This is a genomic window from Clostridium thermopalmarium DSM 5974 (assembly GCF_002995795.1).
GTDB classification, from domain to species: Bacteria; Bacillota; Clostridia; order Clostridiales; family Clostridiaceae; genus Clostridium_H; species Clostridium_H thermopalmarium.
Window position 1 is genome coordinate 22493 of sequence record NZ_PVXN01000037.1, and the last position, 13190, is coordinate 35682.

Here is a 13190-nt window from a genome sequence, read left to right on the forward strand (position 1 = left end):
AGTGCTGAATTAAGCAATGCTTAATTCAGCACTTTTCTTAACTTTTCACTGCACTTAGCGCCTCCACTCCATAATCTAGGTTTTATTGAAATACAGATTTACTATCAACCTTTCCTTTAAGTAAACTCTTTTCTTGCAACCATTTAATATTGTTGTTCCAATTCTCTTCATCTTGGCTTAAGAAGTCTCCACTTTGATCCTCCATTAAAGGTAGTAATATTTCTAAACTCTTCTTTTCTATCTCTGCATCAAGAGGAAAGCTTTCATTTTGTACTTTTAATACTAAGTCTAAAGCTTTATCAGGATTATTCTTAGTGTATTCAAATCCTTTTTTAACCGCCCTTAAAAAGGCTTGTATATTATCATTATTATTTTTAATTCCTTCATCACTAGCTATAAATACTAATTCATAATTGTTTGGCACTCCATAATCAACTGGGTTGAAAGTATCTAATTGGATTCCTTGTTTTTCTAGTAATATCTTTTCATGGTTGATATATCCACCTATAATTGCGTCAACCCTTTTAGTTTCAATACCAGCCATAAGTTCATAACCTACATCTACAAATTCAATTTTTGAAGGCTCCCCACCAGCTTCTTTAACCATTGTATTTACCGTTTCTTTATCAATTTCAAAACTTGGGAAACCTACTTTTTTCCCTTCTAAATCTTTTAATGTTTTAATTCCTGCATCCCTACGAACCATAAGTTGATTTAAAGAAGTTCTAACTATTGCTCCTACTGATTTAACAGGAATGTTTTCTCCTCTAGATAAAATAACTTGCTTTGGATAACTTATAGCTAAATCCGCCTTACCTGTAGCTACTAATTTAATTCCATCCTCAGTACCTGCTGGCGTAATTAGATTAACCTTTAATCCCTCTTCTTTAAAATATCCTTGATCTTCTGCCGCATATAAGAATGCGTGTACTGCATTTGGATACCAGTCTAAAAGAACATTAAATTCTTGTAACTCTTTAATATTACTTTGCCCTTCCTTATTATTCTCCTCATTTTCCTTTCTTGCACATCCACTTAATACTAAACTAAACAACATAAGCATTACCAAAAATATACTAGCCTTTTTGAATCTCATAATTACTCTCCTTCATTCCTCTTCTATATTTTAACAAAATCTTTTCTAGTAAAGTTCCTATTGAAAATAGTAGCAATCCTAAAAATGATAAAACCAACACTCCTGCAAAAACTGAATCTGACTGTAACATTCCTGCTGCCCTTTTTACATATATACCCAATCCTTTTTCAGCCCCCAGCCATTCTCCTATAGTAGCACCTGCAACACTATAGGTGGCAGCTATCTTAAAACTGCTTAAAAAATTAGGTAATACGGATTTCATATGGAGCTTAAAGAATATTTGAGCTTTATTTCCTCCTAATGCCTTTAAAACGTCTTCTAAATCTTTGTCTACACTATTTAACCCATCCAGTGTACTTATGACTATAGGAAAAAAGCAAAACAACACTACAACTGCTACTTTTGACCATATAGTATATCCAAACCACATAACCATAATAGGAGATAAAGCTATAATAGGTATTGTTTGAGAAAATATTATAATTGGATATAATGTCCTACCTACATTTTTCCAAAAATATATAGAAAATGCACAAGATATACCTATAGCTACAGATATGATAAGTCCAACTATTGCTTCTTTTAGAGTTACTAGGGAATGATTATATAGCAGCTGTTTTTGAATCCATAATGCCCCTAATACTTTAGAAAATCTAGGTACAATATAATTAGGAATGTGAAAGTAGGGAACTAAAACCTCCCAAACTAAAAATAGCAATATTATGAATAGTAAAGGGAATATATAATACTTAAGCTTCTTCATTTTACTTTTCCCTCCTTATTCTCATCTAGCATATCAAGGATATTTAAAATAGACCTTTTTAGCTCTACAAACTCACTAGTAAGTGTAGTTTCATAAGTTCTAGGCCTTTTTATATTAACCTCTATGGATTTTAAGTTTTTATATGGAAGTTCTGTTGCAATAAGTATCCTATCAGATAAAAGTAAAGCCTCTTCAATATCATGGGTTATCATAAATACAGTATTCTTTTCCTTCTGAAAAAGGTCTAATAACCATGTTTGCATCTTTCTCCTTGTTAATGCATCTAAGGAAGAAAAAGGTTCATCTAATAAAAGCAATGAAGGTTTGTTTACTATTGCCCTTAAAAAAGAAGCTCTTTGCTTCATGCCACCCGATAATTCATATGGGTAAGATTTTTCAGTCCCTTTAAGCCCAAAACTTTCAAAATATGCAGCTACTATCTTCCTAGATTCTTTTTTACTATAGCCATTTAATTCAAGTCCAATTGATGTATTATCAAGAATGTTTCTCCAAGGCATTAAACAATCTTTTTGTGGCATATATCCTATAATATTTTTATGATTTTCATTTGCTATATTTATAGTACCTTTATCCGGCTTTAGCAGACCCAAAATCATTTTAAACAGAGTACTTTTGCCAGTTCCACTTGGTGCAATAATTGTAACAAATTCATTTTTATTTATACTAAATGATAAATCATCAGCTATAAGCTTATCTGAATCTTTATATTTAAATGATAAATTATTAACTTCTAGCGCTTTCATCTAAATGACCCAACTTTCTTTTTTATAACATCCATCCCAAAACATATATTCATATTTTGAAGATAAAATAAAAATCTCCTCCAACTTTTTAAGTTCTCTTTCAGGAAGTCCTTCAGCTTCCCTATCCATCAATTCAATACACCACTTATTGTGGTTATTGTATTCCTTGTCTGCATAAGTAAGTATCCATTCTCTATAAAGAGGATGCTCTAATGCTTTTTCATTTTTAGCTAAAGTACTACCAATAAATGCATAGCTCCACATACAAGGAAGTAATGCAGCTAATAACTCGGCTAGGGACCCTTCTGTGGATACTTGAAGCATAAACTTAGTATAAGATAAGTTATTTGCATTTGGCTTTGTAGCTTGAAGTTCCTCTTTAGTTATTCCAAACTTCTTAGCATATTCAATATGAGCATCCATCTCAATGTTTACTATAGCATTTGCACATTTAGAAAAGGCCTGAATATCCTCTAAAGAATCTGACTTAACCATACCTAATGCAAAAAGTTTTATGTAGTCTTTTAAATAAACATAATCCTGCTTAACATAGAAACAAAACTTGTCCTCTTCCAAAGTACCATTGCTAAGTTCTTTTAAGAAAGGATGCTCTAAACATGCTTCCCAAATAGGTTTCCCTTTTAAAAATAGTCTTTGTGAAAATTGCATAAAAAAACAACTCCTTTCAAATAGTACTGGGCATACCATTGAAAAGAGTTAATAACATAACTTAATTGCTAAATCTATATAAAATCCTAGATTTAGCTCTTATATTGTTACAACTTCCCTTCGCTGGCATTACCCAGAGCAGGTTTAAAGGGTCTGAATAAAAATTCATCTCAGCCATAACAGCTCCCCTAGTGTACAATATATTTTTTATACCATTTTACATCCCAACTAAAATTCTGTCAACATCTTATTTTCTTGTTATTTGTTATTGACTATTTATCATTCATTTGAAAAGCTTTCTTATAGTAATAACTTATAATTTCACTTCTTTTTATTATCCCTATAAAAACTCCATTATCGTCAACTACCGGTACAAAGTTTTGATTTATAGCAAGATTCATCAAATCTTCAATATTTGCTTGTATATTCACCGGATTATTAATCATGCGTCTAGGTATATCTTTAAGTTTTACCTTATCAGTATTTTTAAAATTTAAATCAGGAGTATTCTTTAACTTCCACAACAAATCCCCTTCTGTTATAGTTCCTATATATTTTCCTTTATCATCTATAATAGGAATCGCTGTATATCTATGATACTCCATTCTCTCTAAAACCTGTCTCATAGTAGATGTCTCTTTTTCATATATTACATCTTTTTTAGGCGTAAGAAAAAAAGCTATATTCACTTTGCCTTCCCCCCAATATAAAATAAATTAATTACTTTTATTTATCCCATCAATTTATCTCATCTGAAATTCATGCACGATATATTGGTAAGATATTTAAACATTCCATTTAAAATTGCGACATACTTTTCTTATAGAGAAAAGTAGATCTACCCAAGCATTCCCATTTAAGAAATGTAGATAATATTTTTAATATTGTCGCATTTTTCTTACATTAAGCTTATAATGTAATTATAACATAATATAATTAAAAATATAAAATGGGGGTTATATTGTGGATTTAAAAAATACATTTTCTAAATTAAAGCAAACTGCTGTAGATACTGCTTCTACTGTTGCTCAAACTGCTAAAGAGGGTTCTGCTGTAGTAGCTAAAAAATCAAATGAGCTTATTGAAATTTCAAAGCTCACAGTATCTATAACTTCTGAGGAATCCAAATTAAAAGATGTTTATGCACTAATTGGAAAAAAACTATGCGAAAAACACAGCGCTGGATTGTATATAGACCCCGAACTAGTAGAAGACTGCGATTATGCTCTTAAGTTAAAATCTACTATAAACGAAATGAAAAATAAGATTCAACAACTAAAAAACAATGAATAACATTTATGATTAAGGTGCTAGGTTTTAGCACCTTAATGTTTGTATATACTCCTATTAATTCAAGTATAAATTAGCGGGTAGGTATTAACAACACCCCGTGATAATTTAACGAATTTTGCAAGTAAAAAAAACAAAATATGCAATTGAAATAATGCTTTAACTGATATATAATAAAGTTATTCTTATTTTTGAATTTATAAAATAATAAAAATTGCAATGTCTACATATTATACATATTATAATTTAAAAGGGGGATTATGAATGATAAAAAGATTCAAAAGAGTCCTAGTAGCAAATAGGGGTGAGATTGCTATTAGAATCTTTAGAGCTTGCAACGAGTTAGGATTAAGAACTGTTGCTATATATTCAGAAGAAGATAAGTTTTCTTTATTCAGAACTAAAGCCGATGAAGCTTATTTAATTGGGAAAAATCAAGGACCTATTGAAGCTTATTTAAATATAGATGAAATAATCAACCTAGCATTAAAAAAAGGTGTAGATGCTATCCATCCTGGATATGGATTTCTCTCAGAAAACCCCGAGTTTGCTAGAAAATGCCGACAGGCTGGTATTGAATTTATAGGTCCTACTGCAGAGATGATGGAACAGCTTGGAGATAAAATTAAATCTAAAATTTTAGCTCATAATGTTGGAGTTCCTACTATCCCTGGAATAGAAAAGCCTGTAACTTCAGAAAAAGAGGCGCTTGAATTTGCAGAATATTGTGGATATCCAATTATGTTAAAAGCTGCTGCTGGTGGCGGCGGTCGTGGTATGAGAATAGTTAGAAACAAAGAAGATCTTCTTCCTGCATTTAGAAGCGCTAAAAATGAAGCAAAAAAAGCCTTTGGAATAGATGATATATTTATTGAAAAATATTTAGAAAAGCCAAAACATATCGAAGTTCAAGTTCTTGGTGATAAATACGGCAATATTGTCCACCTATATGAAAGAGATTGCTCTATTCAAAGGCGTCATCAAAAGGTAATTGAATTTACTCCTGCGTTTGCTCTTTCTGAGGAAAAAAGAAATGAAATCTGCAATGATGCTATAAAAATTGCTAAATCTGTTGGTTATATAAGCGCTGGTACTTTAGAGTTTCTAGTAGATATGCACGGAAATCATTATTTTATAGAAATGAACCCAAGAATTCAAGTAGAACACACAGTAACAGAAATGACCACTGGAATAGACATTGTACAAAGTCAGATATTAATCGCTATGGGATATCCTCTCTCCTCCAAAGAAATAGGTATAAAATCTCAGGAAGATATTAAACCTCGTGGATTTTCTATTCAATGCAGAATAACAACAGAAGATCCATCTAATAATTTTGCTCCTGACACTGGAAAAATCGATGTATATAGGACTGGCTCTGGATTTGGTGTAAGACTTGACGGAGGAAACGGATTTACTGGAGCAGTAATAAGTCCTTACTATGACAGTCTTCTTGTAAAAACAACAACCTGGGCAAGAACCTTTGAAGATGCTATAAGAAAATCCCTTCGTTCTATGAAGGAATTAACTATATCAGGTATAAAAACAAATGTAGGATTCTTAATCAATGTCCTAAATCATCCTACCTTTGCAGAAGGTAAATGTACTACAGGATTTATTGAAGAGACTAAGGAACTTTTTAACATTTCCGCAGAGCAAGATAAAGAATATAATATTCTAAGATATATAGGAGAAAAAGTTATAAATGAAACTCGTGGAGTAAAAAAAGACTTTGACGTGCCACATGTGCCTAAAGTTACTATCCCTTCTGATTTAAGAGGTACTAAGCAAATTTTAGACGAAAAAGGCCCAGACGCTTTAGTGGATTGGATAAAATCACAGGAAAGATTACTTCTTACAGACACTACCATGAGAGATGCTCATCAGTCCTTGATGGCTACAAGAATGAGAACTATAGATATGCTTAAAGTAGCAAAGGCTACATCTGCTCTTGAGAAAGATTTATTCTCACTTGAAATGTGGGGAGGTGCAACATTTGACGTTGCATATAGATTTTTAAGAGAATCTCCTTGGGTTCGTCTTGAAGAGTTAAGAAAGAGAATACCTAATGTCCTATTCCAAATGCTTTTAAGAGGTTCTAATGGAGTTGGTTATAAAAACTACCCTGATAATGTAATTAGAGAATTTATAAATGAATCTGCAGCTTCTGGAATAGATGTATTTAGAATATTTGATTCCCTAAACTGGTTAAAAGGCATGGAAGTTGCAATTGATCAAACCTTGAAAACTGGAAAAATTGCAGAAGCTTGTATCTGTTACACAGGAGATATACTAGATCCTTCCCGTGATAAATATTCTTTAAAATATTATATAAATAAAGCAAAAGAAATAGAAAAGATGGGTGCCCACATACTAGGTATAAAGGATATGTCTGCTCTTTTAAAACCTTATGCAGCATATAAACTAGTAAAAGCTCTTAAAGAAGAAATTTCAATACCTATACACCTTCATACTCACGATACTACTGGTAATGGTGTAGCAACTATAATAATGGCTGCTGAAGCTGGAGTAGATATTGTGGACACAGCACTAAATAGCATGGCTGGACTTACAAGTCAACCTGCATTAAACTCAGTTGTAGCAGCTCTTGAAAACACAAAGAGAGCTACTGGACTAGATATAGATGGACTTCAAAAGCTTTCAGATTACTGGGCTGCAGTAAGACCTGTTTATGAGAAATTTGAATCCGGACTGAAATCAGGCTCTACAGAAATCTATAAATATGAAATTCCAGGAGGTCAATATTCAAACCTAAAGCCTCAAGTTGAAAGCTTTGGTCTTGGTCACAGATTTGATGAAGTTAAAGAGGCATATAAACAGGTAAATACTTTAGTTGGAGATATAGTAAAAGTAACTCCTTCTTCTAAAATGGTTGGAGATTTAGCTATATTCATGGTACAGAATAATTTAACTCCTGAAAATATATTAGAAAAAGGTAAAGATCTAGCTTTCCCAGATTCAGTAGTTGCCTACTTTAAAGGAATGATGGGCCAGCCTGAAGGTGGTTTCCCGAAAGAACTTCAAAAGATTGTCTTAAAAGGAGAGAAACCTATAACTTGCAGACCTGGAGAACTTCTTCCTCCTGAAGACTTTGAATATATTGCAAAGGGACTTAAAGAAAACTTTGGAATTGAGCCAACTCAACAGGATGTATTGAGCTATGCTTTGTATCCAGATGTATTTACAGATTATCTAAAATTCGTTAAGGAAAACGGCGATTTGAGCAGAATGGGCAGTGACGTATTCTTCCACGGCTTGCGTGAAGGAGAAACTTGCGAAGTTGCTGTAGCAGAAGGAAAAACCATCATTATTAAACTCCTTGCAGTAAGCAAGATTGACTCAGAGGGATACAGAACTCTTTCCTTTGAAGTTAACGGAAATAGACGTGACATAAAGATAAAAGACAGAGCAACCACTCAAGCAACTGCAAATAAGAGATCCTCTATACAGATGGCTGACATAAATGATCCTCTTCAAATTGGCTCCAGCATACCTGGAACAGTACTAAAGGTACTTGTTAAAGAAGGAGACGAAGTTAAGGAAAATGACAGCTTGATTGTTATTGAAGCCATGAAGATGGAAACAAATATTACTGCTTCAGCTAGCGGTACAGTTGATTCTGTGCTCGTTAAAGAAGGGCAAAGTGTTAAATCTGGCCAACTTGTAGTAAAACTAAAATAAAAATGTATTAAGGCTCTGAGATTGAAAAATTAATCTCAGAGCCTTTGTTTTTCAGTATCTGTAATCAAAAATTCTAGTAGACTTTTTCTCACTTCTTGGAAGAGTACCTATAGGGACAGCTTTTGGAATAATAGTAATGCCTACTTTGCTCTTGAAGCGGCCTTTTGTATTGTGTTCAACCTCTTCAATGTTTGCATTTGGTTCTATTTCAAAGGACAATGTTAAAGCATCCTTACCATTTACATGTTCTATTACCACTTGATATTCACTGCTTGCCCCATCAACTTCTTTTAAGATTTCATCAATTTGACCAGGGAAAATGTTAGTGCCCTTTACTTTTACCATATCATCTGTACGTCCAACAATAGTGCCAATCCTTGGATGCTTATTTCCGCAAGGACATTCTCCCTCAATGAACCTGGTTAAGTCATGAGTACGGTATCTAATAAGGGGAGCCGCCTCTTTTCTCAAAGTAGTTATAACCAGCTCTCCCATTTCACCATAAGGGACAGGTCTTCCTGTATCAGGGTCCACAATTTCAAAATACACATAATCATCCCAGTAATGCATAGCAAATCCTTCATCACAGCTTATGGCAATACCTGGTCCATATATTTCTGTAAGGCCATAAATATCGTAAAGTTCAATTCCAAGATTCTTTGCAATAGTATTTCTCATCTTTTCTCCCCAACGCTCTGACCCTATTATGCCTTTTTTTAAGCTAATTTTGTCATTTAGATTTCGCTTTGTAATTTCTTCGGATAATAAAAGAGCATAGGAAGAAGTGGCGCACAAAACTGTGCTTTTTAAATCCATCATCATTTTAATCTGCTTTTCTGTGTTGCCAGGGCCCATAGGAATTACCATAGCACCAAGCAGCTCTGCCCCTGTCTGAAAGCCTATTCCTGCAGTCCAAAGCCCATATCCTGGAGTTATTTGAATGTTATCTTCACTTGTAATTCCAGCTGTTTCATAGCAGCGCTTAAACATCTCTGCCCAGTCTAATACATCTTGCCTTGTATAAGGAATTACAACAGGTGTCCCTGTAGTTCCTGAAGAGGAATGAATCCTTACAATTTCATCATTAGGCACAGCTTGAAGTCCTAAAGGATAAGCATTTCTAAGGTCATTTTTATCTGTAAAAGGCAGCTTTTCAAAGTCCTCTTTAGTTTGAATTTCTTTTATGTCAATTCCCTTAAATTTTTCCTTATAAAAATTACTTTTTTCAGATACTCTCGTTAGCACTTCTTTTATTTTATCAAACTGAAATTCATTCATTATTTATTTTCCCCCTTTAAAACTGCCTTTTCCCCAGCACTTATGGCTTGAAGGTTTAGATTTAAAAACTTGCCGCTGAACTTTTTATTTATGGTTTTCTTTAGATCATGAGTTGAAATCCCAAGGGCACCTGAAGCTGCTGCAGAACCTAAAAGCACCATGTTCAATACCTTATAAGAGCCACACTCTCTTGCAATGGTGTCTCCATCTATTAAAATTAAGTTCTCTACTTTGCTCTTTAGATAATCAATCATTTGCTTGACATCATAGTCTGTCTTTGATAGTGAATCTGTTACAGGCTTTACTGGATTTTTATTTATTATTACAGTGCCACCTTCTTTTAAATAAGGAAAATAGCGTACTGCCTCTGCTGGCTCAAATCCCATAACTACATCTGCCATGTTAAGAGGTATTAAAGGAGAATGACATGTGTCCCCTATTTTATCCCCTATTCTAACATGGCTCACTACACATCCTCCTCTTTGAGCCATTCCTATTGTCTCAGATGTTCGTACCATCATTCCTTTATCTATGGCAGACTGTCCAATGAGCTTTGATGCCAGAACAATACCCTGTCCGCCGACACCTGTAAGTATACAATTTATCATTAATTCTCACCTCCAATAGCGTCAAAAGGACAGACATTTACGCATAAAGAACAGCCATTGCATAAACTTTCATCTATTTTGACTTTGTCCTCATCTTTTACAATGGCAGGACACCCAATTTCTCTAATGCATTTCTTGCATCCTGTGCACTTATCTTTATCTATTGCGTATAAAGGTAAAGGAGGTGTTACTGCAATGCATGGAGACTCAAAAATAACTGCTGATACTCCTTTAAAATCTGCTGCTTCTTTTACAGCCTCAATGGATTTTTCTAAATCGAAAGGATTAATAGTTTTTACATACTTTACACCAAGGGCTTTTAACACATTGCTTATGCTTATTTTTTCATGAAAACTTCCCATGGCTGTTTTGCCAGTTGCTGGATTTGGCTGATTGCCCGTCATAGCAGTGTTGGAATTGTCCAGCACAATAATTACTATATCTGTACCGTTGTAAACTGCATTGACTACACCTGGTATTCCAGTGTGAAAGAATGTTGAATCTCCGATAAAGGCAAAGTTTACAATATCAGGTTCAACTCTGTGCAACCCTTGAGCTATGGTAATACCTGCCCCCATGCAAAGACATGTATCAACCATTTCTAAAGGCTTTGCATTTCCTAGAGTATAGCAGCCTATGTCCCCTGAAAATACTGCTTTTCTGCCTTTCATAGCCTGTTTTACTGCATAGAAGGATGCTCTATGAGGACAGCCTGCGCACAGCACTGGAGGTCTTACTGGCATTACTGGCAAATCTAAAACTGACTTTAATTCAGGTGCAGGCACATTTAAGAACTTTGAAATGGCCTCAGTAACGGACTGCACTGTATTTTCTCCTGCCTTTTGTATGTGATTTGTACCCTTTCCCATTATTTTTACTTTTAAATTGTGTTTTCCGCATAGATAGATAAGCTGCTTTTCAATAACTGGATCCAGTTCCTCAATTACCAACACTTCATCAATATCTTTTAAAAATTCCAAAGCAAGTTTTTCTGGAAATGGATTTGGCGTTGCAACTTTAAAAACCTTGCACTGTCCCTGCTGTACCTGTAAATTTCCTTGTAGATTTACCTTTAAATTTGATAAAGCTTCGCAGGTGTAGGCATAACTTACGCCACCTGTTGCTATGCCTTTTCTGCCACTTCCTGTTACGGAGTTGAATGTATACTTAGAAAAGTCCTCCATTAGCACTGACTGCATTTCCTCGATTTTTAAATGTTTTTTGTAAGAAAGCGCAGGGAAAATAGCCCACTTAGGATCTTTTACAAAGCCTTCAGGCTCAAATTTTTTAATGTTTTCACTTACTTCTACAGCAGCATAGCCATGGCAAACCCTTGTAGTTGGGCGAAGCAAAACAGGTATATTGTATTTTTCAGAATACTCAAAGGCATCTCCTATCATGTGATAGGCTTCCTCAGGAGAAGATGGATCAAATACAGGTAATTTTGAAAAAGCTGCAAAGTGCCTTGTGTCCTGCTCTGTTTGAGAAGAAATAGGGCCTGGATCATCTGCTACTACAATTACCATGCCGCCTTTTACCCCAATATATGAAAGGCTCATAAGCGGATCTGAAGCTACATTTAGCCCAACCTGTTTCATTGTTACCATAGCCCTCATTCCTGCATATGCAGCTCCTGCGGCTACTTCTAAAGCTGACTTTTCGTTAACTGACCATTCAACATATACGTCCCCTGGATTTTTCTTTGCTACTGTTTCAATTATCTCTGTGGAAGGTGTTCCTGGATATCCAGTTACAATTCCAACCCCAGAATGAATTGCCCCCATGGCAATGGCTTCATTGCCCATTAGCAGCTCAACTGCCATATTCATACCCCCTATTTATTTAGAATTTTTAAAATAAAAAAAGCTCTTATCCCTAAAATTAGGGACAAAAGCTTATAACCTCTGCGGTACCACCCAAATTGACGATAAAACGCCCACTTATTTTGCGTACTAACATACACACCCTATTTATAACGGGCAGGGTTCCCGTAAGCGCCTACTCTCTAAGGATTTCGGGCTTCCCTCGCAAGTCCATTCAAAATTTCCTTTGCAGCCGCATTCTCACCATCTAGCGACTCTCTGTATTAAAGGGTTAATTCCTACTTCTCTTGCTCATAGGTTTATTATAATATATAAAATAATACCATATATAATACTTACTGTCAACACTCTGTTCATGAAAACTTTATGTGAATTTTGTAACATTTGTTACTTATATCCTGCCTTTATTAATGTAATCTGATTACAAACATATATTAATGTTTTTCACATAGTATTATTGAATAGAATTGGTACAATACTATAAATAATTATGAGATTTTAATAAAAATATCAATAGAAGAGGTGTTTTATATATGAGTAGATTTTTAGCTCCAATTCACACTTGGCTATTTAACAAAATAAAGTTATACGAAGCACTTGAAAAGGATGTTATTGATAATTTAAATAGCAATCTTAAAACTGGCATTCTAGATATATTAGGAGATATAGAAAACAGATATCCATCCCCACTAGATGATACTCCTCTTGAGGAAGTCATAGATTTAACCAATATTCATGGATGGCTTCAAAATAGAATAAGAATTGCTGAAACTAGGCAGGCTTATCTAATAACTAAAGTTGTAGAAAAATTTGGAGATGAGGGATTTAATCTTGTTAAACAAGCCTATATAGAGCAAGGAAAAGCTGCTGGATGTGATGCTGCTGAAAAATATAGTGTATCAACTCCAGAAGATCTATTTAAAGCTTTAAATAACTATATATTAGAAGGTATGCCATGTGATAATGCAAATAGCATAATGAGATCTGAAGAAGATATAATAGAATGGAGAACTGTAACTGATCTTCATAAAGATTACTGGGAAACTGTAGGCGGTGATGCCGCAAATTTCTATGAATTACGTAGAAATTGGGTAGAATCCTTTATAGAATCAGCAAATCCTGAATTTAAATATTCTTTTGAAGTTAAATACTTAAATGACGTTAAAGAATATCTTCATGCCATAGTTAAAAAATAAA

At 34.1% G+C, this 13190-nt stretch carries 11 protein-coding genes, 1 riboswitch and 1 other annotated feature; of the genes, 3 read left to right on the forward strand and 8 right to left on the reverse strand.

All coding sequences use genetic code 11. The features are described 5' to 3' along the window. Positions 1–82: 82 nt before the first annotated feature. From CPAL_RS07630 to CPAL_RS07650, 5 genes are all read right to left on the reverse strand, one after another. Positions 83–1096, reverse strand: a complete 1014-nt coding sequence (locus CPAL_RS07630; RefSeq protein WP_061857726.1) for an ABC transporter substrate-binding protein — start codon at positions 1094–1096, stop codon at positions 83–85. Then, the gene (locus CPAL_RS07635; RefSeq protein WP_061857727.1) at positions 1077–1859 is read right to left on the reverse strand and encodes an ABC transporter permease; all 783 of its coding nucleotides are present in this window, start codon (positions 1857–1859) and stop codon (positions 1077–1079) included. Before CPAL_RS07635 ends, CPAL_RS07630 begins: the two co-directional genes overlap by 20 nt. After that, positions 1856–2623: an ABC transporter ATP-binding protein gene (locus tag CPAL_RS07640; RefSeq protein WP_061857728.1), complete on the reverse strand. Its 768-nt coding sequence runs from the start codon at positions 2621–2623 to the stop codon at positions 1856–1858. Before CPAL_RS07640 ends, CPAL_RS07635 begins: the two co-directional genes overlap by 4 nt. Next, positions 2624–3292, reverse strand: coding sequence for a thiaminase II (gene tenA, locus CPAL_RS07645; protein ID WP_061857729.1), 669 nt, complete (start codon positions 3290–3292; stop codon positions 2624–2626). It abuts the gene before it with no gap. A gap of 98 nt (positions 3293–3390) precedes the next feature. Continuing rightward, positions 3391–3492: riboswitch (TPP riboswitch) on the reverse strand. 72 nt (positions 3493–3564) lie between these two features. Further along, a complete protein-coding gene (locus CPAL_RS07650) occupies positions 3565–3981 on the reverse strand; it encodes a CBS domain-containing protein (protein WP_061857730.1) in 417 nt (138 codons plus the stop codon). Positions 3982–4255: 274 nt separating this feature from the next. Between CPAL_RS07650 and CPAL_RS07655 the strand changes: the two genes are divergently transcribed. Together CPAL_RS07655 and CPAL_RS07660 are read left to right on the forward strand one after the other, a co-directional pair. After that, a complete protein-coding gene (locus CPAL_RS07655) occupies positions 4256–4585 on the forward strand; it encodes a hypothetical protein (protein WP_061857731.1) in 330 nt (109 codons plus the stop codon). Between the two features lie 261 nt (positions 4586–4846). Further along, positions 4847–8284 (forward strand): pyruvate carboxylase, encoded by a 3438-nt coding sequence (locus tag CPAL_RS07660; RefSeq protein WP_165815362.1) that lies wholly within the window; start codon positions 4847–4849, stop codon positions 8282–8284. Positions 8285–8335: 51 nt separating this feature from the next. Here CPAL_RS07660 and CPAL_RS07665 read toward each other — a convergent pair whose 3' ends face one another. From CPAL_RS07665 to iorA, 3 genes are read right to left on the reverse strand one after another with little or no spacing between them, the layout of a single operon-like run. Then, complete coding sequence (locus tag CPAL_RS07665; RefSeq protein ID WP_106024360.1) at positions 8336–9562, reverse strand: phenylacetate--CoA ligase family protein; 1227 nt, start codon at positions 9560–9562, stop codon at positions 8336–8338. Continuing rightward, the gene (locus CPAL_RS07670; RefSeq protein ID WP_106024361.1) at positions 9562–10170 is read right to left on the reverse strand and encodes an indolepyruvate oxidoreductase subunit beta; all 609 of its coding nucleotides are present in this window, start codon (positions 10168–10170) and stop codon (positions 9562–9564) included. Before CPAL_RS07670 ends, CPAL_RS07665 begins: the two co-directional genes overlap by 1 nt. Continuing rightward, the gene (gene iorA, locus CPAL_RS07675; RefSeq protein WP_106024362.1) at positions 10170–11993 is read right to left on the reverse strand and encodes an indolepyruvate ferredoxin oxidoreductase subunit alpha; all 1824 of its coding nucleotides are present in this window, start codon (positions 11991–11993) and stop codon (positions 10170–10172) included. The genes CPAL_RS07670 and iorA overlap by 1 nt, the downstream gene beginning before the upstream one ends. A 57-nt stretch (positions 11994–12050) precedes the next feature. Next, positions 12051–12297, reverse strand: a binding site (T-box leader). A gap of 229 nt (positions 12298–12526) precedes the next feature. On the opposite strand from iorA, the gene CPAL_RS07680 reads away from it, so the two are divergent. Beyond that, on the forward strand, positions 12527–13189 hold the full coding sequence (locus CPAL_RS07680; RefSeq protein ID WP_106024363.1) for a hypothetical protein: 663 nt from the start codon (positions 12527–12529) through the stop codon (positions 13187–13189). Position 13190 lies beyond the last annotated feature (1 nt).

Coding starts and splice junctions, on each gene's coding strand:
- CPAL_RS07635 (WP_061857727.1), bottom strand. CDS start 1,859: ATGAAGAAGCTTAAGTATTATATATTCCCTTTACTATTCATAATATTG.
- CPAL_RS07640 (WP_061857728.1), bottom strand. CDS start 2,623: ATGAAAGCGCTAGAAGTTAATAATTTATCATTTAAATATAAAGATTCA.
- tenA (WP_061857729.1), bottom strand. CDS start 3,292: ATGCAATTTTCACAAAGACTATTTTTAAAAGGGAAACCTATTTGGGAA.
- iorA (WP_106024362.1), bottom strand. CDS start 11,993: ATGGCAGTTGAGCTGCTAATGGGCAATGAAGCCATTGCCATGGGGGCA.
- CPAL_RS07630 (WP_061857726.1), bottom strand. CDS start 1,096: ATGAGATTCAAAAAGGCTAGTATATTTTTGGTAATGCTTATGTTGTTT.
- CPAL_RS07665 (WP_106024360.1), bottom strand. CDS start 9,562: ATGAATGAATTTCAGTTTGATAAAATAAAAGAAGTGCTAACGAGAGTA.
- CPAL_RS07680 (WP_106024363.1), top strand. CDS start 12,527: ATGAGTAGATTTTTAGCTCCAATTCACACTTGGCTATTTAACAAAATA.
- CPAL_RS07660 (WP_165815362.1), top strand. CDS start 4,847: ATGATAAAAAGATTCAAAAGAGTCCTAGTAGCAAATAGGGGTGAGATT.
- CPAL_RS07670 (WP_106024361.1), bottom strand. CDS start 10,170: ATGATAAATTGTATACTTACAGGTGTCGGCGGACAGGGTATTGTTCTG.